The following is a 22,310-nucleotide window of genomic DNA, read 5'->3' as shown; positions in this document are numbered from 1 at the left end:
CGTAATTACGGCATTACCGAAAAATCATGAGCAGTGAATGAGACACCACATCTATCACATTCTTAAAGCGTGGTATCCGCAGAGAGATGCTGGCCAGTGGTTGCTTGCGACTATAATCAGTACCCGGGGCTCTGCATACAGAAAAGCAGGCGCGATGATGTTGTTCAGTGATGCCGGCGCACAGTTTGGCGTTGTCAGCGGTGGTTGTCTTGAAAGCGACCTGTTTCATCACGCCAGAAAGTGCTGGATGACCAATACCAGTCGCACTGTTACCTACGATATGCAGGAAGAGGGCGATGTAGCCTGGCAGCTTGGTATCGGGTGCGGTGGGGAAGTTACCCTGTTGCTTCAGCCAGTCTCTGAGCAAAACGGGTATCTTCATTTGCCTCAGATACTTGATGGGCTTGATAATAATCAGACGGTATCAGTCTGTCATCGGGTGGATAACGCTCACGCTCAGATCCATCTGGGTGAGCCACCTGAGCCGACAGGGTGGTTTAGTCATTCGGTTTCGCCTCCCAATACGTTATTTATCGCCGGTGGAGGGGTAGATGCTGTGCCGGTTGCACGCATCGCAGATACGCTCGGTTGGCAGGTGGCAGTCAATGATGAACGTGCACGGTATGCTCGCAGCAAAGATTTTCCCGCTGCCTGCCAGTGTCTGGAATACCCGGTGGCAGCGCTAAAGGAACAAGTAGCGTATCAGCAGGCTCAGGCTATTGTGGTTATGCACCATCAGGTCGAGCTGGATGCCCGCTTTCTGGCCAGTGTCGCCGCATACCCACCGCCGTATCTCAAATACCTCTGTCTACTTGGTCCTGTGCATCGCACTGAGCGTGTGCTGGCGCAAGCAGGTATCGCGGCAGACACGTTTCCCGTGCCATTGCAGTCTCCGGCCGGTTTTAATATAGGCGGAGATTTGCCTGAGTCTATAGCATTGTCTATGTTGTCGCAGGCGCACGCGGCGCTATACGACAAGCCTTACGCCCAAAGTAGTTACGACTGGCAATGCGCCTCAGCATAGTTATTCTGGCAGGCGGCAGTGCCAGCCGGTTTCGCGGCAATAAACTACTGGCGCATGTGTCCGATAGTCAGCCGATGCTTCGGCGTGTTTATGAGCAATGTAAACCACTGTCTCAACATATCACCATTGTGACTGGCGCTTACCATAACGCGGTATCTGAATTAATGGATGATGACGCCGACCTGGTGTTCAACGAAAGGTGGCAGGAGGGAATGGCCAGTAGTATTCAGACCGGCGTTGCACACGTGCAGGCCAGGCATGGAGGCGCTTCTCACATATTGATGATGCTGGCAGATTTACCGCTGGTCACTACGCAGTCTTTGTCAGTACTGGCAGAGGTCGCCGCGCTCAAACCGGACATGATGGTAGCGAGCTACTGGGACAATCGATGCACCGCTCCGGCTATTTTCCCCAGGCGTTATTGGCATCAGTTACAGGGTCTTAGTGGTGACAGTGGAGCCGGTAGGCTTTTGAACAGTGGCATGTACGCCGGCCCGCAGAAAACCATTGCCGTGCCTCACCCTGAGGCGGCATTTGATATTGATACAGCAGGTGCACTAAAAAAACTGATGTAAAGATTGAGATTTATCAGCCATCCCCCATGTAATGCTGATGAACACAGTAGAAAGCAATACATACTCACTGCGCCAGTCTATATTTACCAGCACAATAGTGGTCACTGTGCTGTGGGTTATCCAGTCTGCCGGCGTGCTGTTTGATCTTCCTTTATCGCTTCTGGGCATCAACCCCATGGATCCGGTCCGCCTATACGGTATATTTACTGCGCCGCTGGTGCATTCAGGTTATGAGCACTTGTTTAATAATACCCTGCCGCTTGTTGTACTGGGCAGTGCATTGTTATATGGCTATCCGAGAACCCGATTAAAAGTCATTATGTTTGCCTGGCTGGTGAGTGGTTTCGGTGTATGGTTGCTTGGTCGGGATGCTACCCATCTGGGCGCAAGTGGCGTAGCGCACGGTATGTTTTTCTACCTGTTTGTAGTTGCAGTACTGCGTCGGGACACCCGATCCGTGGGGTTAATGATGATCGCCTTTTTCATGTATGGCACCATGATTCTGACTATTTTTCCGACAGAACCTGACATCTCCTATGAAGCACATTTTTTTGGTGCAGTTGGCGGGCTCGCATGCGCTCTGCTGTTTTGGCGGGATGATCCTAAGCCTGTACGCAAAACCTATTCTTGGGAAAATGAAGACGAGGAAGATGATCCTGTCATCAAGGACCTGTGGCAAGAGTCTGACCACCAGGAAGAGCATCGCAGGTAGCCAGACTGTTTTGTATATTCAGGTCTCAGCCAGTCGGTATGAGGGGGATGAGGCATGTCGGCGGTGCAGCACCCATACACGCAGACCCAGCATCACCGCAGCGCTACTTAGCCCGATGATAAAGCCTATCCAGAAGCCGGCCGCCTCCATCGGAGCGTCAGTTATCCAGTTAGTTCGTCCCAGTATAATGCCAGCCGGCAATCCTATAATCCAGTACGCAAAGAATGTAAGAATGAACATGGCCGTGGTATCTTTGTAGCCACGCAATGTGTTGGCAGAGATAACCTGAATAGCATCTGAAAACTGAAACAATGCTGCATAAATCAATAACGCGCTGGCGGTGTTTATAACGGCGATGTCAGTCGTATACAAACTGATGATGATGCCTTTCCCGACGACTGTGAACGTGGCGGTCAGCACTGCTACACACAAGCCAATCACAAGCGCGCTTTTTACCGCAGTCGCCGCCTGGCGGTAGTTGTTCTGGCCAACTCGAAAACCAACCCGAATGGAAACGGCCATTCCCATGCTCAGGGGAAACATAAACATCAACGATGAAAAGTTTAGTGCAATCTGATGCGCAGCTATCGTCGTTGCACCAAATGGCGTCAACATGAGTGCTACCACAGCGAACAGTGTTACTTCAAACAACAGTGTCATGGCTACAGGGAATCCAAGACGAAATGTACGCACCATTTGCTTGAAGTCGGGTCTGAACAAAACTGAAAAAAGCGCATAATGAGCCAGTCGCCGGCTCATATGTGTGTATACCAAAGTGCTGATAAACATTACCGTTATAACGATGGCTGTCGCGATACCACATCCGGCACCGCCAAAAGCCGGTAAAGGACCAGCACCGTAGATAAAACAGTAATTGGCGACAACATTAAACAGCAGGCCAATGACCGTTATAATCATTGTCGGTTTCGTGTTACCCAACCCTTCGCAGTAATTACGTAACCACTGATAAAGGGCAAATGCCGGCATCGCCAGCAACACGTACCTGACATAGTCCAATGTAATCTGAAACAGGCCGTCTTCCATCGGGAACCATTGCAGAATAGTTGGTATCGCCGGATAAAGAAGCAGAATGATAAGACTAATTACCAGTAACAGGTAACCAGCCTGCTGAGCGGCAAAAGCCACCTGATCAGACTGCCTGCTGCCCTGGTACCGGGAAATAATCGGCGGTAGCGCGAGCGCGATACCCTGCAAAAAGCACATCAGGGGAATCGTTACGCTAAAGCCTAAAGCGACAGCGGCCATATCCAGTGCATCATAATGTCCAGCCATTACTGTATCGACCACGCCCATAAGCATCTGGGTAAGTTGTGCCACAAGTAAAGGCCAGGTTAACTGGACCAGCCGTTTGCTTTCCAGTAGAAAACGCTTCGAGAAAAAATTCACCACTGCCTCATATTGCCTCGTAGGGCTGTTTTATACTAACGGGTAAAAGGAATGACCTGCACACGTTCACCCGCTTTCAGATACCGGGTCTGTGCATTCACGACGATATAAGCGTTCGCTTTAGTAACGCTGGTCATAACGCCCGAACTTTGCTTTGCCAAAGGGGAGACCTGCCAACTGCCGTCAGGATGTACATCCAGGCTTGCGCGCATAAACTCCTGCCGACCGGGCTGGCGCCTGATATCTGTAGTAAGTGTTGCTAATCCGCGCATAGCTGAAGGCACTGACTCAACGCCCTGCATCGCTTCTATTAAAGGAACAACTAATTGCTGGGTGGTCACATAGGCGGATACCGGATTACCGGGTAAACCACAAAACAGGCTTTTGCCAAGAGTACCAAATGCAAAGGGTTTACCCGGCTTAATAGCAACCTTCCAGAAATTCACCTGACCGAGGTTGTCCAGCACCGGCTTAACGTAGTCAGCATCACCGACGGAAACGCCTCCGGAACTGATAATAAGGTCAAATTTCGTGGCCGCGTCTTCTAAGCAGGTTTGAAGTGCATCAGCGTCATCCCGGCAGATACCCAGATCGGTGACCTGAACATTCAGCGGCGATAACAGACCTGCCACGCCAATACTGTTTGCATTGAAGATCTGTCCGGGGTTCAGCGTTTCGCCCGGCGCTTTAATTTCGTCCCCGGTTGCAAGCAACGCAACCGTAAGCGGAGAATACACCTGGCAGGCGGTCAACCCAACCGATGCCAGTAACATCAGATGGCTTGGTTGTAACCGGGTTCCTTTAGATATAATGACATCGTCTCGGCAAATATCATTACCCTGCGGCCGAACGTTTTCGCCTCGCGCGGGTATTTGATTGAGGGTTACCGCATCATCCGAATACGTTGTGTTTTCCTGCATTACCACCGCATCAGCACCGGCCGGAATACCCGCGCCAGTCATGATTCTCGCAGCTTCACCTTTATTAAGCCGGAGCGAGCTAACATCCTGACCGGCCATGATAGTCTGAGTAACAGGCAACGACATTTCGCTGCAAAGTCCATCCAGACCGACAGCAAACCCGTCCATTGCTGAAACGGGCAGCGGTGGTACGTCACATGGCGCAATAATGTTTTCGCTGACAACGTGCCCCAGCGCAGCTTCTGTATTACACATCATTGTGCGGGTGGGGAAGGGGGCCACGGAACGCATGCGCGCCAGGGCATCTTCAAGCGAAAGCCAGGCAGGTGAAGCCATATAAAACGCTCCTAAGGTATCGCGTTAAAAACGGGATTATCCATGAAAAGCGTCAGTGAGGCTACCGCTTTGCGGTTGATATAAAAAGAAAAATCAGGCGCGTGCGCGCCTGTCTTTTCAGGAAGGATCGAGGTTACTTATCCACACAGTCTGATAAGGTTTTAACTGCAGGTAGTTTTCATCATTATCGATGGGTTCACGGGTAATTAAATCCATCCAGTGGTCGGTACCAAACAAATTTATATCCGATAGCAGAACAGACTGCTCTTTATCACTGATGTTACTGATACTGAACAGGCTCTGCTGCCTGTCGAGGCTTTGCCGCCAGAAACCGAATACCTGATTTCCCAGTTGCAGGGTAAATTGCGTCGCATTTGGATGAAAAGCAGGTTGTGCTTTTCTGATACGAATAAGCTGAGATAGTCTTGTCAGTACCTTATGATGCTGTGAAAAGGGCGAATCGAGAAGCGCTTCGAGCTCCGAAAGATCCCACCTTTTTCGGTTTATTGAGCGGTTCTGCCCTGTATTGGCGACCTTCTCATAATCGTTGGAAGTACCAAGCAGGCTATGAATATAAACGCCAGGAATTCCTTCCATGGCCAGCATAATCGCATGTGCACAGATAAATCTGTCTACCTGAAAACGATCGGGTCCGGCAATGGTACCCTGTAGTGCATCAAATAAAGTGATGTTAATTTCGTAGGGTTTTTGCTGCCCGTGCGCAGAAGCGCGCCAGGATACTTTACCGCCGAAGTGCTGCATCGCATGTACCAGTGACGAAATTTCTTCGTCGGCTAACAGTCCCTCGGCAGGACGCAAACCAATACCATCGTGTGATGCGATAAAGTTGAAATATGTTGTGCCGCTTTGCGCTGGTGGCATGCTCATCATCCAGCTTTTAAGGTACCTGCAATCACCTGTAACCAGCGTATTCACCAATAACGGTGGCAGGGAAAAGTTATAGATGGCGTGAGCTTCGTTAGCGTTACCGAAGTAAGTAAGGTTTTCGCGATTGGGAATATTGGTTTCGGTGATAATAATGATACGCGGATCGACATGCTCAATGAGCGTGCGCATCAGGCGAATAATTTCGTGTGTCTGCTCAAGATTAATACACGTGGTGCCAACGATTTTCCATAAAAAAGCAACCGCATCCATTCGGAAAATCTTCGCGCCCTTATCGATGTAAAGGCGGATAATTTCCATAAACGCCAATAACACCTTAGGATTACGAAAATCAAAGTCCACCTGATCGTGGCTGAATGTGCACCAGACATACTTCGTACCCTCGCTGGTCTGCGTTTCTCGCAATAACGGGGACACGCGCGGGCGGGTTACCATGGACAGGTCGTCATCCGGACTGGCGGTGAAGAAAAAATCACTGCCAGTGCCTTCTCCCTTTATGAAATTTTCAAACCATGCACTGCGTGAAGAACAGTGGTTCACCACCAGATCAACCATCAATCCGTATTCTTCAGCCAGACCGCTGATATCTTCCCACTCACCCAGTGATTCGTTAACGCTGGAATAATCAATGACTGAAAAACCATCGTCAGAGCTGTAGGGGAAAAATGGCAGAATATGCACATTATTGATGGTATTGACACAATACGTATTCAAAAAACGGTGCAGGGTAAACAGCGGTTTCTCATGACCATCGGTAATACTGTCACCATAGGTAATCATTACCACATCGCCTTCGTCCCAGTAGTTACAATGGGATTGCGGCGCAATAATGTCATCATCATTGTCGATGCGCATGGTTTGCATAAGTGCAGTGGCCAGCTCACCAACCGGCCGGTCCAGCACCACATCAGCATAAATAGCCTGAAGATGATGCGAGACTTTTTCGTGTAATGCTTTCAGATTAGCTGTCATGGGCTACCCCAGTAATTCGGACGTATCTGCTTCCACTGCTTCTAATAATCTGTCTAAAATATCTGGCACCGCGCTGGTAACTCTGTTCCAGCTCGGTATGAAAGGCGTTTCCATCGGGCTTTCCAGAAAACTCTGACCCGCTTTCATAATATTACTGGCAAACATTTCTACGGCTTTTTCTTCCCGGTGAATATCCAGGTTGAGACCATTCATGATGGCATCGTTATGATAGGTTTCAACAAAGTCCAGCGCGATGCGGTAGTACGTTGCCTTGATTGAGCGGAACATCTCATTACTAAACGTGAATCCTTGTGTAGCCAGTTTTCTGAATACCGCCTTGGTGATATCGATAGACATCTTGGACAAGCCACCCTGATCATTATTCAAAGACAAGTCCTGATGCTTATGATCGTAGGTTTCGGCAATATCAGCCTGACACAAACGATTATGCGAATAATTACGGTGCATCTCCGAGAGAACACCAATCTCAAGTCCCCAGTCACTCGGGATTCGAATATCGTTCAGTACATCCCTTCTGAAAGAAAACTCGCCGGCCAGTGGGTAGCGGAAACTGTCCATAAATTCCAGATACTCATGATCACCAAGTGTACGCTTCAATGCTCGAAGTAGGGGAGTGACCAACAGGCGGGAAACCCGGCCATTAATTTTGCCATCAGCCACCCGGGCATAATAGCCCTTACAGAATTCATAATTGAACATGGGGTTGGCGACCGGGTAAATCAGCCTTGCCAGTAAATCCCGGTTATAGGTCACGATATCGCAATCATGCAACGCCACTGATTCGGCGCGGTTTGAGGCCAGAATATAACCCATGCAATACCAGACATTCCGGCCTTTACCCAGCTCTTTAGGCGCAAGACCAAGCTCGGTGAGTTCCTCGTCAATGGCTTTAAGACGAGGCCCGTCATTCCACAATACCCGGTGATGCTGTGGAAGGCGGCCGAAAAACTTAAGGGCGTGCTGATATTGCGCTTTGTCTGCACGGTCCAGACCAATAACTATTTCTGACAAATAGGGAACGTTGGTTAATTCATCAAGAATATTGGGAAGCGCTTTACCCTCGAGTTCAGAGTACAGAGATGGCAAAATTAAAGCCATCGGGCGTTTTTGCGAAAAGCGTAATAACTCGGCTTCTAAATCTTCCGTGGGTCGATTAGCCAGGTTATGTAATGTTGTCACCACACCGTTTTGATAAAAATCGGCCATGGTACCTCCTAATTTTGTAATGAAAGCAATTTTGTGAGCATTTCTGTCCAGCCTTCCGGACCGGGTAGGGTACTGGTGTAAAGCGCTTCTTCTTTTTTTACTGTTGGGGGCGGGTGATTGAGTGACTTAATAATCACTGCAATATCCGCAGCTTCGAGCATCGCGATATCATTTTTGCCGTCGCCCAGTGCAATGGCTCGGGGTGTCTTTTCACTTTGACGGCCAAACGCCTGCACGAGCCACCGCAGTGCGGCACCTTTGTCACAATCGCCGGAAATATGAATAAAACGACCACCTTCCAGCGGTTGGGCTCCCCGTGCTTTGACCGCGCGCAAGAATTCAGATTTCCGATGTTCATCGCCCAGCCACATCACAGGCTCGCCATATTGTCGCTGGGCAGCACGTGATGCTGATGCTTCATCCAGGCCAGTAGCCTGAACGATGTCATCAATACTCATTTCACTAAAATGGGTAAACTCGCCCTCAAACTCGGGTTTGATCATCTCCAGTAACTTCAGCCAGTGGGCTTTAGGAGAGGTGAACGACTGGCACCAGAATCCATCCTGCCAAATCGCTCCGACCGGCTTTTGACTCAGCACACCGTGTGGTACAAACGCCGCAGCACCGTTTTCAACAATAAAAGGGCCGGTAAGGCCGATATAATCGCGCAACTCCACCATCTCAGCGTACGTTTTACTGGTGCAGGGTATAACGGGAATATTTTTTTGCTTCAGTGATGCCAAAGCCGGTTTGGCAGCGTCAAAGCTGTACGTGTGATGGTCCAGCAATGTGCCGTCCATGTCGGTAAATACTAGCGTGTCCGTTGAACTCATCGGTTACCTTTAAGTACATTTGTTATTTTTCTTTCGCCATCCAGTTCAAATACTTTGTCGCATTGCCCAGGCAACGTGCTCAGTGCGTGTTCTGTGAGGCGTTGGTAGTGTTGGATAAAGCGGGCTATCTGTTCATCGCTCATTATATTACTGGGTACACCTGGCTTCTGACGCGCTGCCAGTTTATGTTCCTGTTCACAACGCCATTGGTAAACATGCTCAAAGGATGGCGCTTTTAGCATGACCCAGTAATCCATTTGCTCAAAAAGCTGTTGGTAGGTACCTGCAAGCTGGGTATTGACGAAGCGACGCCATATTCCTTGCGGATCTTCACGACGCTCGAGCGTATTCACCGGCTCGACCAGTGCATCTTCAGTCTGAGCAGGCACCCCCCAGCACCAGCCCTCAATAAGAACGATATCCACGGGTTTATTGATCACAGGCCAGTCTGATTCTGGTTTTGGATCGTCACTGGCTTTATCAAAGCGTGGCAATGCGACCTTCTGATTATTCTTTAATGCCCATAATGTTGACTGGGCCAACTGTGTATCGTGGGTACCGGGAACGCCCCGCGTCGTTAATAACGGATGGACCTTTTCAGACAGCTTGAAGCGCTCTTCTCTGGATAAATAAAAATCGTCGACAGAAAGTACAACAACATTGAGAGACTGGGTGTTTTGAAGATAAAACGCGATATAGTCGCACAGGGTTGATTTGCCAGACCCTTGGCTACCGTTGACGCCAACGAACACAGGCATGCCTGCACTATGTTGAAGCATCGCTATCTCTTCAGCCAGAGGGTTGAACCAGTTTTGTGCAACGTCTGCGTAATTATCGGGTAACTGATGTTGTGCAATAAAAGGAGCAATATCCATGTCATTACCTGTCTTGGTGCATTGTGCACATTAATAATAGCAAAACAGGTAACAACTATTGTGCCAAAAGACACATAAATGGATTTGTGGTAATTACTTACGTGTTGCGATAAGCACCGCTCGCTGGGGAGCGGGATAGCCTTCGATGGTCAGTGAAAGATCTTCAGGGTTTAGAAAATCTTGCAGAGACTGACTGGTCATCCATTCTGTAGCGCGCTGTTCTTCCAGCGAGGTACGATTGACATCTGCCAGACTGATATCCACAAAACCGAGCCTTTCCAGCCATTTGGTTAATGCATCAACACTGGGTAGAAACCATACGTTTCGCATTTGCGCGTAACGCTCACCCGGCATTAAGACCGTATTCTCATCACCATCGACAACCAGTGTTTCCAATATAAGCTCACCACCGCGCCGCAATTGATGCTTAAGTTGCTCCAAAAATGCCATAGGATCTTTACGGTGGTACAACACGCCCATGGAGAAAACAGTGTCGAACGCATTTAGTGGTTGCATTTGCTCAATGCCCAGGGGCAGAAAGTGAATGTTATTGTCTGGCGCAAAGTGCTTAATTGCCTGAAACTGAATCATGAACAGTTGGGTCGGATCAATACCATATACACCCCGGGCTCCAGATCCGAGCATTCGCCACATGTGATAGCCGCTGCCACAGCCTACATCGAGTACCAGCCTGTCGGCCAGGTCGCTGATGTGGGGGACAACCCGATCCCATTTAAAATCAGAACGCCATTCAGTATCTATGTCTATGCCGTGCAGCGAGTAAGGGCCCTTTCGCCAGGGCATAAATTGTTTTAGCAGGCCTGTAATTTGTTTCTCGGTATAAGAATCGATATCCCGGGCTTCACCGATAGTTACTGCGTCACTGAAATTAACCCCGGAAGGTGTCGTCTGAGGCAATTTTTCAAGCATCCGACACCATTTATCGAATTCCCCATGCTTTCCCTGACTTTCAAACGTGCGCATCTGCTGTGGCAGTGTCTCGAGCCAATGGGCTAGGGGGGTACCCAGTAGCGAACGAAAAGCACTTTCAAACCAGCGCTGTGCCTGATTATTCATGGTTATTTCCCCGACTGGATTTGATTGCAACCAGAGACATGAAGTTATAACACTTGTACCACATAACAACGTCACTAAAGCCAGCGTCCAGAAGGCGCTGTTCGTGGGTCGCAAAAGAATCAGTCAGCATAACGTTTTCCAGTGCCGCACGCTTTTGTGAAACTTCCAGCTCGCTGTAGCCATTATCGCGTTTGAATTGATGATGAAGATCAATCAAAAGCTCGTTACCTTGCACAGTTGGGTGACTGACTTTTTCAGACAGTACCAGTACGCCTCCATCATTCATTCCATCATAAATTTGTTTGAGTAATGCCAGGCGATGCTCTGGTTCAATAAACTGCAAAGTGAAGTTCATAATTACCATGGAGGCATTATTGATTTTTGTATCCTGTGCCAGCTGACACTGTACATTGACCGGATTGGGTAAGGAAAAAGAACGAACCATTCTTTCACAACGCTCGGTCATTGCAGGCGAGCTGTCGATGGCAAAAATATCACAGGGCGTATCTGCAGTTGAGCGGGCTACTGACAAGCTGGCGGCACCCAGCGAACAACCCAAGTCGTACACATGGCTGGCAGAGCGAACATAGCGCGCAGCCAGCTCTCCGATAGTATGGATAATGGTCTGATAACCGGGAACTGAACGCTGAATCATGTCCGGAAAGACGTCAGCCACCGCTTCATCGAATTTAAAATCCTTTACCGAATCCATGGGATTGGCAAAAATGGTATCTTGTTTTTGCACGGTATTAACCTATTGGGTCTCAATAGGTTAATTTTACCTGTTTGAGCGTAATTTCCAATTACAACAGTTAATACCTGACTTTTTAGTGCGCTTCCCCTTTCATGCAAACGCTTGTTAGACTAAAGTGTCATATAAGTAGTTATTCGTAACAAGGTATGTAATTAGCCCATGACCCATATTCTGGTAGCGGACGATCATCCACTCTTTCGTGAAGCATTGCGTGGTGCGTTGACGCCGCATTTTACAGAAGCCAAAATTCTGGAAGCTGACTCGCTGGATTCAATGATGGCGGTAATGGAGCAACATCATGAGATAGATCTTGTGTTGCTGGATTTAAATATGCCTGGCGGTGAATATTTTAATGGGCTGATAACCCTGAAAGAGGCTTTCCCGGATACCCCGGTAGCAGTGGTTTCCGCCAGCGAAGGTATTGAGGTAATTGCGCAGGTTATGAGTCTTGGCGCGCAGGGCTTTATCCCTAAATCTTCTGCGACAAAAGATATCGCCGATGCCATCGTGCGGGTGCAAAATGGAGAGAGCTGGGTACCTGAAGATAAAAAAGCAGACCTGGCTGCCGTGAATGAAGAATTATCTTCGCTGCTCAAACGGTTCAGAGAGCTGACGCCGAAACAAATTCAGGTGTTATCGTTCCTACGTTCCGGCTTGATGAACAAGCAAATTGCTCATGAAATGAATGTCACTGAAGCAACTATCAAGGCTCACATTAGTGCGATTCTGCGAAAGCTGGAAATTAATACCCGAACCCAGGCTGTGCTGTTAATGGATAAATTACAGCTCAGCTAACAAAAAAACCCGGCATGTGCCGGGTTTTTTAATCTGCGAAAATAGGTTTTAACTATTTAACTTCCTTACCGGCAGCCTGCTGATCAGCGTGGTAGCTTGAGCGTACCATCGGACCGCATGCAGCCTGCTTGAAGCCAATCTCGCGGGCAAAATCACCAAGCGCATCAAACTCTGTTGGGTGCACGTATTTTTTCACTGGAAAATGATGGCGGCTTGGTTGCAGATACTGACCCAGCGTTAACATATCCACGCCATGATCTCGCAAGTCCTGCAGTACACCTTTAATCTCATCAGATTCCTCACCCATACCCATCATCAGACCAGACTTGGTAGGTACGTGAGGATGTTGTGCCTTAAATTTTTTGAGTAAATCTAAAGACCACTGATAATTGGCGCCCGGTCTGCACTCACGGTACAAACGTGGGATAGTTTCAAGATTGTGATTGAATACATCAGGAACGCCATTTTTAAAGATTTCCAAAGCGCGATCCATTCGCCCGCGGAAGTCAGGAACCAGCACTTCAATCGTGGTGGTTGGACTGTGCTCACGGATCGCGTTTATGCAATCAACAAAGTGCTGAGCACCGCCGTCGCGCAGGTCATCTCGATCAACCGACGTTATGACCACGTATTTTAGATCCATTTCTGCAATTGTTCTGGCCAGTTTTTCTGGCTCTTCTGCACTCGGTGGAAGCGGCTTGCCATGAGCCACATCACAAAACGGACAGCGTCTGGTACAAATATCGCCCAGAATCATAAATGTCGCGGTGCCGTGGTTGAAACACTCAGCCAGATTCGGACAACTGGCTTCCTCACACACAGAGTGAAGATTATTTTTGCGCAGTGTTTTTTTAATATGATCGATGCGGTCGGTCGTGCGCGGCAGCTTGATCTTTATCCACTCAGGCTTTCGCAGCATTTCCTCTTTTTCAGTAGGAATGACGGTGACGGGAATATGTTTGACCTTTTCATCGTCGCGGAGTTTCACTCCGGCTTGGGGACGTGCATTACTCATCAAAACCTTCTTTAAATTCTGTCTGCTGGATATCCAGCTCGTTCAGTATTTTCTTAATGAGGGCAGGGCCTGCAACTTCAAGGCAATCTGCTCCTCCTAGTGTCCGTGTATCAGTCATTTCCATACCCGCGTAACCACACGGGTTTATGCGGGTAAAAGGCTCAAGATCCATGGCAACATTTAACGCCAGTCCGTGGAATGAGCAACCACGGCGAATACGCAGACCTAATGAACAAACCTTTTTTTCATCAACATAAACACCGGGCGCATCTTTTTTGGCATACGCTTCAACACCATCCGATGCCAGCAACGCTATCACGGCGTTTTCCATTGCATTAACAAGGTGGCGGACACCCAGTTTGCGTCGTTTGATATCTAATAGCAGGTAGATAACCTGCTGACCCGGACCATGGTATGTCACCTGACCACCCCGATCCACTTCAACCACGGGGATGTCGCCGGGCATTAAGATGTGCTCTGCTTTACCTGCCTGGCCCTGAGTAAAGACAGGATCATGTTCAACCAGCCAGATTTCGTCAGCATGTTCGGCCTGTCGCTCATCTGTAAATGTCTGCATTTTCTGCCAAACCGGCAAATATGGCTGACGACCCAACTGGCGAATTATTAAAGGAGAGGGCTGCGTGGTCACTTACAATACAACCCTTACCAACTCAATTTTCGCAAGTTCAGTGTAAATAGTCTCCATGTGCTCTTTGCTGGTCACCTTAACACTGACAGAGACAGAGTGATAATTTCCCTTCGCACTTGGCTTAACTGCCGGTGAATAATCACCAGGGGCATGTTCCTGCAGACATGCCACAACCTGAGTCGGAAGATCTTCGTGCGCTACGCCCAGTACTTTAAATGTCTGAAACGTGGGAAAATCCAGTAATTCATCAAAACGGGTATCCATGCGATATCCTTGACTGCAAATAAAAACGGCCAGATTGTAACAAATCTGGCCGTGTGAGAACTAGGTTTAGTTAATAATATCTAATTACTCTTCCCAGCCAATTTGTAACATTGCCCAGTCCCAGACGCGATCGAACAAGCCACCTTCGTTGACTTCCTGCAATGTTACCAGTGGATACTCAGCAACATCTTTACCTTCAAGCTGAATGTAAAGCGTGCCCACAACCTGACCTTTGTCCAGTGGCGCTTCAAGTTTTTTATCCAGCTCAAAGTTTGCTTCGAGATTTTCTGCCTGTCCGCGCGGAATAGTAATCGGTGTGGCCTGATTGATTCCCAGGTCAACTGTTTCGCGATCGCCCATGTAGATACGATGTGAAACGAAGCTTTCTCCTGCTTTGTAAGGGGTAACTGTCTCGTAGAATCTGAAACCGTAGCGCAGCAGCTTTTTGTTTTCTACCTTACGCGCACGCTCACTGTCTGTACCCATTACCACCGAGATTAAACGCATATCACCTTGTTTGGCAGAGGTGATAAGGCTGTAACCAGCGTCAGACGTATGGCCGGTTTTAATACCGTCAACATTCATGCTCTTATCCCATAGCAGACTGTTGCGGTTGTACTGCTTGATGCCGTTGTAGCTGAACTCTTTTTCGCTGTACATGCCATAAATTTCAGGGGTCTCGTCAACCAGCGCCTGCGACAAGATAGCCATATCACGAGGGGATGTGTAGTGATCCGGGTCATGCAGACCATGGCTGTTTACAAAGTGTGAGGAAGTCATGCCCAGCGATTGTGCATGTGCGTTCATCATGCTTGCAAACGCGCTTTCAGAGCCGGCTACATGCTCGGCCATCGCCACACATGCATCATTACCCGACTGTATAATGATGCCACGTAATAAATCAGAAACCTTGACCTGGGTACCCACTTCGATAAACATCTTTGAAGAATCTGGGAATTTTTTTGCCCAGGCATTTTCTGAAATGGTAACTTCGTCATCCAGACTTATGTTACCGGCTTCAAGCTCTTTACCGATTACATAAGTGGTCATCATTTTAGTCAAGCTGGCAGGAGCAAGCTGCATATCTGCGTTTTTGTCCGCAATTACATGCCCTGTATCATAGTCCATCAGGACAAAACCTTCAGCGGCGACATCGGGAGCGGGCGGGGTGACAACAGCAGCATAGGATGCTGTACAGATGAATGTCAGCGTGAATGCTAAAACTGACAAGAATCGAGCAAATGCCGACGGGTTAGCGCGTAGTTTATAATTATGCATGATTTATTTAATACCGTGTTGATGTTGCTAACTGGGTCTTAGCGCAGGATTCTATCGCAAGCCCCGGTATAGGACTAGTTTATAGGGGAAAAGTTTACCTTTTTATGGTCATTAACCGCAGATTTCCATATTCCTGCCATAATCTGCCTCCCCGAAGCAGAACATCGCCAGCCAACGATGCATAGTTACAGCGTTCCCTGCACTGTATAAGCGTTTGGGTAGCCGTTATTCTTTAATTCTTCAAGCAGCATTTGCACCTGAAACCGATCTTTGAGAGGACCCAGACGCAGTTTATAAATATCGTCAATAAACGGTATCTGCGTAGGGACCTGGTACAACGCTGACAGCACGGTTGATACCGACTTTGCTTTATCCAGGTCACTAAGTGCTGCAACCTGAATAAAGGTTTCGTTATCTGCTGCAGGTGCGTCTGAAACCGGTGAGGCTTTGACATCGGTTTCTTCAACACTGAATTTTTTCGCCGCATTAACTGTCACTGTAACCGGCTCAGCAGGCTTAAGCCCGGCGTATTCTTCGTAAGGTACTGTAGGGGCACTGCCAACGGTGACATTATTGTTCTGGTCGAAGTGAATAACTTCCAGCTTGACTCTGGCCGTGCCATGTTTCTGGTAGCCCAGCTTTTTCGCCGCTGCATATGATAAATCGATTATACGATCTTCATGGAAGGGTCCGCGATCATTCACTCTGACCACAGCAGTTTTGCCGTTAGATAAATTTGTTACTTTTACGAAGCTTGGAAGTGGCAGGGTTTTGTGTGCCGCTGTCATCATGAACATATTGTACGCTTCGCCATTTGAGGTGAGATGGCCGTGAAATTTTTGTCCATACCAGGACGCCAGGCCTTCCTGCTCATATCCCTTACCGGTTTGCATAGGGTAGTAGCGTTTACCTAATACCTCGTACGGGCGGGAGTTAAATGAACGATAGGGTTCATAACGAGGCATCATGTCTTCCATGAGCGGCTCCTCGTATGTAAAAGTAGGCTCAGAATCCTGTTTCTGAGCGTACCGGCCCGGGGTCTGGCAGGCAGTCAGCGCTACTGCACCGGCGATTACAATTAAACGTAATACTGGCTTCATCATCGTGATAAAAAACGTTTCTGAGTTCCTATTGCCATCAGAATGCCAAATCCTGCCATCAATGTCACCATAGATGTACCGCCATAGCTAATGAGGGGCAGCGGAACACCCACTACCGGAAGCAATCCTGACACCATACCCATATTGACAAAAACATAGACAAAAAACGTCAGCGTAATGCTACCAGCCAGGAGTTTACTGTATGCATCCTGCGCACGGGTGGCAATAATCAGTCCGCGACAGATGATAAAAACATAGATAGCCAGTAAACCAATCACACCGAGCAGACCAAATTCTTCACTGAATACCGAAAATATAAAGTCAGTGTGGCGTTCAGGTAAAAACTCCAACTGGGACTGTGTCCCCTGAAGCCATCCCTTACCCTGGGCACCACCTGAGCCAATAGCAATTTTAGACTGAATAATGTGGTAGCCCGCACCCAGCGGATCGCTTTCCGGGTTCAAAAACGTTATTACCCGTTGTTTCTGATACTCCTTCATCAGGAAAAACCACATGACGGGCAGAAAAGCGCCACCTAACCCTGCAACAATACCGATAAGTCGCCAGCTCATGCCTGCCAGAAATATAGCAAATACCCCAGAGCTGGCGATAAGGAGCGATGTGCCTAAATCCGGTTGCTTGGCAATAAGAACAGTAGGTATAACCACCAGGGTAAAGCCGGTTACCACGTGGATAGTGCGTGGAGGAAGCGTAAATTTGCTGATATACCAGGCCACCATCATAGGCACCGCCAGCTTCATCAGCTCCGAGGGTTGAAAACGTATAACTTTGAGATCCAGCCAGCGCTGGGCGCCCTTGCCCATATCACCGAACAGCAATACCGCTACCAGCATTAATAAACCGGCGATATACGCATAGGTTGATAAGCGTCGATACGCCATGGGGGGAATTTGCGCCATAAACAGCATTACACCCAGGCCAACGGCCAAACGAGTAAGCTGTCGCTCCATCTGCGCAACATCCTGCCCCGATGCGGAATAGAGGGTAAGCATGCCGACGGCCATCAGCGTAAGCAGTCCCATCAACAAAATGACATCAATGTGGAAGCGTTCCAGAAACCGGGGGGTATTTGTATTCAGCGTTGCTCGTTTTTGCTTCATGGTGCTGCATCCTGAGCCTGATCGTCAGTATCCGGAAAGTCGGTAGCTGAAATGTTTTCAAAGTAATAATCCATCACCTGACGCGCTACAGGCGCAGCGTTTGAACTGCCACCTCCGGCGTTCTCTATTACCACCGTCACTGATACCTCGGGGTCTTCAAATGGCGCAAAACCTACGTACATTGCGTTATCACGAAGGTGTTCGGCGACTTCATCTTCTTCGTAAGATTCATTCTGTCCGATAGAAAATAACTGCGCTGTGCCCGTTTTACCGGCTGAGACATACGGTACATCGTCAAAGGCATGGCGAGCCGTTCCCTCTTCACCATTGACCACTTTCCACATCGCCTTTAACACGATATCCCAGTTTTTATCCTGCTGGACAAGAAACGGTCGCAGCGTTTTAGGCGGCTCAGCAATAACATCACCATTGTCCTGCATATACCCATGCAGTAACTGAGGCACATAGCGCGTTCCGCGATTGATCAGGGTGTTGATAGATTGATTCAGTTGCACCGGCGTCGCTGTCCAGAAGCTTTGCCCGATACCCACAGGAATAGTATCACCGATATACCACGGCTGGTTGAAGCGCGCTCGTTTCCAGCCACGGCTGGGCATGTTTCCGTCAGACTCTTCGTACAAATCGATACCGGTATAGTCACCAAAGCCGAAGTCGGTCATAGCGGCACTGATTTTATCGATGCCCAGTTTATAGGCCAGATCGTAATAAAACGTATCGCAGGACACTTCAATCGCTTTACTGACATCTACTTTACCGTGACCCCAGCGCTTCCAGTCCCGCCAGACATGGGAAACATTAGGCAAGCGAAAACGGCCGGTATCATTAATGGTATAACCCCTGTCAATGGTTTGAGAGTCCAGCCCCACCAAAGCAAGGTGAGGTTTGATTGTCGATGCCGGTGGATATTGTCCCTGCGTTGCGCGATTTATCAGCGGGCGGTCAGGCGAGTTTAATAAAGCCGCGTAGTTAGCCCGGCTGATACCATGTACAAACAGGTTAGGGTCATAACTTGGATTTGAATACATTGCCAGAACCCCGCCTGTGTGCGGGTCTGATACCACGACGGTGCCTCGCTGGTCTTCCAGGGTTTTTTGAACAGCCATCTGCAATTGCAGATCGATGTTGAGAACGATGTCTTTTCCGGGGACCGGCGGATCGACATCCAACGTCCTTATTATACGACCTTGGCTGTTTACTTCTACCTGCTGATAGCCCACTTCACCATGCAAAAGGTCTTCATGAAACTTCTCGATACCCAGCTTGCCGATGTCGTGGGTGGCAGCATAATTAGCTTCCTGGCCTGCCTCGACAATTTTTTGTAAATCCGTTTTATTGATTTTGGCTACATAGCCAAGAATATGTGTCAGCGTATCGCCGTAAGGATAATAACGGGATAAGCGAGCTTCGATAGAGACACCGGGGTACTGATGTTGGTGAGCAGAGAATTTAGCAACCTCCTGCTCACTTAACTGTGTTTTAAGCGCAACCGGCTTAAAGCGTCGCTGGCTTTTGAGTGTGCTGAAGAAATCATCCTGATCTTCCTGACTGATATTCATCAGGGCAGACAGGTCGGCAATGGTGGTAGCCAGGTCGTCTATTTGTTCGGGAATAACTTCAAGGCTGAAGACCGGGCGGTTTTCTGCCAGTAAAATACCATTTTTGTCGTAAATAAGCCCCCGATTGGGAGCGACCGGTAGCACCTTTATCCGGTTTCCGTTTGAACGGGTCTGATAATCTTCAAACTGGCTGATTTGTAAGCTATAGAGGTTGCTTACCACCACCCCGAGCATACCAACCACGATCAGCAAAGCAATCGCACAGCGCCGGGCGAACAGATTAGCCTCTGCACTGTGATCGCGAATATGCTGACGTTTACGTGCCAATCGACTTACTCTCTATGATAGGGATGATTTTGAGTGACAGACCAGGCCCGATACAAACTTTCTGCAACAATGATGCGAACCAGCGGGTGGGGCAGGGTCAAAGGTGAAAGCGACCAGCGCTGTTCTGCAACGCGTAAACATTCAGGAGCAAGGCCCTCCGGCCCACCAATAAGTAGCGACACATCTCGGCCATCCATTTTCCAGTTATCAAGCTGACTGGCTAATTTCGGCGTATCCCAGGGCCGGCCGTTAACTTCGAGGGTGACAATCCGGTTGCTCTTGGGAATGGCCGCCAGCGTAGCTTGTCCTTCCTTTTGTAAGATACGCTTAATATCGGCGTTTTTACCGCGTTTGCCCGCTGCAATTTCTGTAAAGTACACAGGCATATCGGTGGGGAAGCGGCTCAGGAAAGTTTCTACTCCGGTACTTACCCAATCGGGCATTCTGGTACCTACAGCCACTATTTGAATTCGCACAGCGCCACTCTCTTATTATTGTAATTTACATCCTGCGTTATTGTCAGTTCAGGGTGTATCGGTGGTTAGTTTATGCCCACAACTTTTCAAGTTGATAAAAATCGCGTGTTTCGTCCTGCATAACATGCACGATGATTTCACCAAGATCAACCAACACCCAGTCGCCGGTATCCTTGCCTTCAACGCTAAGCGGAGGGTGACCGGCATGCTTAGCTTCAACCAGTAGGTTATCGGCAATCGCCATAACGTGGCGCTTGGAATTACCTGAACAAATAATCATTGTGTCGGTAACATTGGATTTGCCTTCGACATCAACTTCAATAATGTCCCGGCCTTTCATATCGTCGATTTTATCGACTACAAACTGTTTCAGTTCTGTGTTCTGCAAAAGTTCTCCCCGAGAAGCTGCGGTGTCAGACATACAGTCTATTCTCTCTTATGTAGTGTAGTACAGATGGTTGCAACCAGTCATCAAGCCACGATGAACGGGATGAAGATTGTTGTCTCAACGCGTCCCGTAGTTGCGAAGAGGAAATCGGCTGCAGTTGGGTTTCGGCAAAATAGATAAAGCCAGCCGGTTGCTGGTAAAGCTTAGCCGGGTCGCATATTTTATGGTCTGATTTAATCTTTACAAGCGCCGCCGGCACTTTTTTTTCGGTTGTTTCTCGTCGCATTACCACAATGTGTGCAAGATCAAGCAATTGCCGCCATTCAAACCAACTGGTCAAAGACAGCCATGAGTCCTCACCCATGACAAAGATAATCGAAGCCTTGTGGTTGTTGCGCCGTAAATACTGAAGCGTTTTGACGGTATATGAAGGCTCATCGAGAGACAACTCTGCCAGTTCGGTATAAAGAGTCGAATGACTCGCGGTGGCACGCCTGGTCATCTCTACCCGGTGTTTCTCGCCGACGCCATCTGTTTCTTTGTGAGGCGGCATACGGCATGGCATGAGACCTACCGAGGGTGCGTGAATTTCGCCTGCAACATCCAGTGCGGCTTTTATATGCCCCTGGTGGGGTGGGTTAAACGTTCCGCCGAGCAGACAAATTACCGGTTCGCTCATTATGCGCCCAGTGCAAGCGTGGCTGGCATGCCCATAAATAATAATGTCAGGTGACACAATTTCACATAAGGCCTGACAACCTGATTCTGTTTAAATGCAATATCGGCATCTCGAAGCTGATCACGTAGCGCCGATAGTGACTCAACAGATAATCGCGCCAATGCCGCCTGATAACCAGCCTGCCGGTTCCGCCAAATCCCGTGACGTTGCCATTGAATGGTCTCTTGCCGATTGAGCATTTGCTTTAGCTTCCATAATAGCTGCCACTCTCTGGCAAGTGCCCACAATACGATGGTTGGCTCTATACCTTCACTTTCCAGGCGATATAGCATTTTTATACAACGCTGCTGCTCACCGCTGAGCATAACATCAACAAGCTGAAAAACATTAAAACGTGACTGGTCAACAATGATAGCTTCAACCTGTTGGCGGTCAATATGCTGATTTTGATAAACCAGGGCCAGCTTTTCGATTTCCTGATATGCAGCAAGCATATTGCCTTCAGTAAACTCTGCTATCAAACGAATGACATCAGTATCTGCTGTAAGAGAAAAGGCTTTCAGTGTCTGGCTAAGCCAGGTATCCAGATGTTTGCCTTCAAGAGGGTAAGCTAACGAAAACACACCGATTTCATCGAGCACTTTAAACCACTTTGTTCGCTGTACATCTTTTCCTATCTTTGGACCATGAACGACCAGCAGAACGTCATGACCAAGGGATGGGGCAATTTCCTGAAGCGTTTTACTACCTTCGGTGCCTGGTTTTCCGGTAGGCAACTCCAATTCAATCACCTGGGCACTTGAGAACAGAGAAAGTGTTTGTGTGGCTTCAACCAGTTGTGACCAGCTAAAATCCTTATCAGCGACAAACACAGTACGCTCGTCAAATCCCTCTTCACGAGCGCGCCGTCTGACCGACTGCAACATGCTCAGCTTCTGGTGTGGTTCGTCCCCAAAAAGCATGTAGCAAGGTTTCAGTTGCCCGGAAATTTCGCTATCAAAGCGATTTGGATATACCTGCATG

At 48.5% G+C, this 22,310-nt stretch carries 23 protein-coding genes; 4 read left to right on the top strand and 19 right to left on the bottom strand.

From position 1 onward, the window contains the following. Nucleotides 1–37 precede the first annotated feature (37 nt). The 3 genes from FBQ74_RS09205 to FBQ74_RS09195 are packed head-to-tail and all read left to right on the top strand — an operon-like array spanning nucleotide 38 to nucleotide 2,311. Complete coding sequence (locus FBQ74_RS09205) at nucleotides 38–1,024, top strand: XdhC family protein (RefSeq protein WP_139756403.1); 987 nt, start codon at nucleotides 38–40, stop codon at nucleotides 1,022–1,024. Continuing rightward, nucleotides 1,009–1,599 (top strand): nucleotidyltransferase family protein, encoded by a 591-nt coding sequence (locus FBQ74_RS09200; protein ID WP_139756402.1) that lies wholly within the window; start codon nucleotides 1,009–1,011, stop codon nucleotides 1,597–1,599. Before FBQ74_RS09205 ends, FBQ74_RS09200 begins: the two co-directional genes overlap by 16 nt. A gap of 37 nt (nucleotides 1,600–1,636) precedes the next feature. Further along, nucleotides 1,637–2,311, top strand: coding sequence for a rhomboid family intramembrane serine protease (locus tag FBQ74_RS09195; protein ID WP_139756401.1), 675 nt, complete (start codon nucleotides 1,637–1,639; stop codon nucleotides 2,309–2,311). 18 nt (nucleotides 2,312–2,329) lie between these two features. On the opposite strand, the gene FBQ74_RS09190 is transcribed toward FBQ74_RS09195, so the two are convergent. The 8 genes from FBQ74_RS09190 to cmoA form a co-directional block, all read right to left on the bottom strand. Continuing rightward, nucleotides 2,330–3,718 (bottom strand): MATE family efflux transporter, encoded by a 1,389-nt coding sequence (locus FBQ74_RS09190; protein ID WP_139756400.1) that lies wholly within the window; start codon nucleotides 3,716–3,718, stop codon nucleotides 2,330–2,332. 35 nt (nucleotides 3,719–3,753) lie between these two features. After that, a complete protein-coding gene (gene moeA / locus FBQ74_RS09185) occupies nucleotides 3,754–4,974 on the bottom strand; it encodes a molybdopterin molybdotransferase MoeA (protein ID WP_139756399.1) in 1,221 nt (406 codons plus the stop codon). A 117-nt stretch (nucleotides 4,975–5,091) separates the two neighbouring features. Further along, nucleotides 5,092–6,852 (bottom strand): sugar phosphorylase, encoded by a 1,761-nt coding sequence (locus tag FBQ74_RS09180; protein WP_139756398.1) that lies wholly within the window; start codon nucleotides 6,850–6,852, stop codon nucleotides 5,092–5,094. Nucleotides 6,853–6,855: 3 nt separating this feature from the next. Further along, on the bottom strand, nucleotides 6,856–8,079 hold the full coding sequence (locus FBQ74_RS09175) for a glycosyltransferase family protein (protein WP_139756397.1): 1,224 nt from the start codon (nucleotides 8,077–8,079) through the stop codon (nucleotides 6,856–6,858). Nucleotides 8,080–8,087: 8 nt separating this feature from the next. After that, complete coding sequence (locus tag FBQ74_RS09170) at nucleotides 8,088–8,912, bottom strand: HAD-IIB family hydrolase (RefSeq protein ID WP_139756396.1); 825 nt, start codon at nucleotides 8,910–8,912, stop codon at nucleotides 8,088–8,090. After that, a complete protein-coding gene (locus FBQ74_RS09165) occupies nucleotides 8,909–9,787 on the bottom strand; it encodes a kinase (RefSeq protein WP_139756395.1) in 879 nt (292 codons plus the stop codon). Before FBQ74_RS09165 ends, FBQ74_RS09170 begins: the two co-directional genes overlap by 4 nt. Before the next feature lie 93 nt (nucleotides 9,788–9,880). Beyond that, entirely contained in the window at nucleotides 9,881–10,864 is a 984-nt protein-coding gene (gene cmoB, locus FBQ74_RS09160) for a tRNA 5-methoxyuridine(34)/uridine 5-oxyacetic acid(34) synthase CmoB (RefSeq protein WP_139756394.1), read from the bottom strand. Further along, nucleotides 10,857–11,609, bottom strand: a complete 753-nt coding sequence (gene cmoA / locus FBQ74_RS09155) for a carboxy-S-adenosyl-L-methionine synthase CmoA (protein WP_139756393.1) — start codon at nucleotides 11,607–11,609, stop codon at nucleotides 10,857–10,859. Before cmoA ends, cmoB begins: the two co-directional genes overlap by 8 nt. A 168-nt stretch (nucleotides 11,610–11,777) precedes the next feature. Here cmoA and FBQ74_RS09150 point away from each other — a divergent pair, with 168 nt between their 5' ends. Further along, on the top strand, nucleotides 11,778–12,413 hold the full coding sequence (locus tag FBQ74_RS09150; RefSeq protein ID WP_139756392.1) for a response regulator transcription factor: 636 nt from the start codon (nucleotides 11,778–11,780) through the stop codon (nucleotides 12,411–12,413). 52 nt (nucleotides 12,414–12,465) lie between these two features. Here the strand turns inward: FBQ74_RS09150 and lipA are convergent, their stop codons facing one another. The 11 genes from lipA to holA form a co-directional block, all read right to left on the bottom strand. Continuing rightward, nucleotides 12,466–13,428 (bottom strand): lipoyl synthase, encoded by a 963-nt coding sequence (gene lipA, locus FBQ74_RS09145; RefSeq protein WP_139756391.1) that lies wholly within the window; start codon nucleotides 13,426–13,428, stop codon nucleotides 12,466–12,468. Beyond that, nucleotides 13,421–14,053: a lipoyl(octanoyl) transferase LipB gene (gene lipB, locus FBQ74_RS09140; RefSeq protein ID WP_408641357.1), complete on the bottom strand. Its 633-nt coding sequence runs from the start codon at nucleotides 14,051–14,053 to the stop codon at nucleotides 13,421–13,423. The genes lipA and lipB overlap by 8 nt, the downstream gene beginning before the upstream one ends. 24 nt (nucleotides 14,054–14,077) lie before the next feature. After that, nucleotides 14,078–14,341, bottom strand: a complete 264-nt coding sequence (gene ybeD, locus FBQ74_RS09135) for a DUF493 family protein YbeD (protein ID WP_139756389.1) — start codon at nucleotides 14,339–14,341, stop codon at nucleotides 14,078–14,080. Nucleotides 14,342–14,425: 84 nt separating this feature from the next. Beyond that, the gene (locus FBQ74_RS09130; RefSeq protein WP_232371889.1) at nucleotides 14,426–15,619 is read right to left on the bottom strand and encodes a D-alanyl-D-alanine carboxypeptidase family protein; all 1,194 of its coding nucleotides are present in this window, start codon (nucleotides 15,617–15,619) and stop codon (nucleotides 14,426–14,428) included. A 185-nt stretch (nucleotides 15,620–15,804) separates the two neighbouring features. After that, the gene (locus tag FBQ74_RS09125) at nucleotides 15,805–16,722 is read right to left on the bottom strand and encodes a septal ring lytic transglycosylase RlpA family protein (RefSeq protein WP_139756388.1); all 918 of its coding nucleotides are present in this window, start codon (nucleotides 16,720–16,722) and stop codon (nucleotides 15,805–15,807) included. Further along, nucleotides 16,719–17,840, bottom strand: a complete 1,122-nt coding sequence (rodA, locus tag FBQ74_RS09120; RefSeq protein ID WP_139756387.1) for a rod shape-determining protein RodA — start codon at nucleotides 17,838–17,840, stop codon at nucleotides 16,719–16,721. Before rodA ends, FBQ74_RS09125 begins: the two co-directional genes overlap by 4 nt. Further along, nucleotides 17,837–19,744: a penicillin-binding protein 2 gene (gene mrdA / locus FBQ74_RS09115; protein WP_139756386.1), complete on the bottom strand. Its 1,908-nt coding sequence runs from the start codon at nucleotides 19,742–19,744 to the stop codon at nucleotides 17,837–17,839. The genes rodA and mrdA overlap by 4 nt, the downstream gene beginning before the upstream one ends. Before the next feature lie 5 nt (nucleotides 19,745–19,749). After that, nucleotides 19,750–20,220, bottom strand: coding sequence for a 23S rRNA (pseudouridine(1915)-N(3))-methyltransferase RlmH (gene rlmH / locus FBQ74_RS09110; protein ID WP_139756385.1), 471 nt, complete (start codon nucleotides 20,218–20,220; stop codon nucleotides 19,750–19,752). A 70-nt stretch (nucleotides 20,221–20,290) separates the two neighbouring features. Next, nucleotides 20,291–20,641 (bottom strand): ribosome silencing factor, encoded by a 351-nt coding sequence (gene rsfS / locus FBQ74_RS09105; RefSeq protein WP_408641317.1) that lies wholly within the window; start codon nucleotides 20,639–20,641, stop codon nucleotides 20,291–20,293. Further along, nucleotides 20,634–21,287, bottom strand: a complete 654-nt coding sequence (gene nadD / locus FBQ74_RS09100; protein ID WP_139756384.1) for a nicotinate (nicotinamide) nucleotide adenylyltransferase — start codon at nucleotides 21,285–21,287, stop codon at nucleotides 20,634–20,636. The genes rsfS and nadD overlap by 8 nt, the downstream gene beginning before the upstream one ends. Continuing rightward, the gene (gene holA, locus FBQ74_RS09095; RefSeq protein WP_139756383.1) at nucleotides 21,287–22,309 is read right to left on the bottom strand and encodes a DNA polymerase III subunit delta; all 1,023 of its coding nucleotides are present in this window, start codon (nucleotides 22,307–22,309) and stop codon (nucleotides 21,287–21,289) included. Before holA ends, nadD begins: the two co-directional genes overlap by 1 nt. Nucleotide 22,310 lies beyond the last annotated feature (1 nt).

Source organism: Salinimonas iocasae (assembly GCF_006228385.1).
GTDB classification, from domain to species: Bacteria; Pseudomonadota; Gammaproteobacteria; order Enterobacterales; family Alteromonadaceae; genus Alteromonas; species Alteromonas iocasae.
The sequence above is the reverse complement of the archived record's forward strand: the minus strand, read 5'-3'. Positions and strand labels throughout refer to the sequence as shown.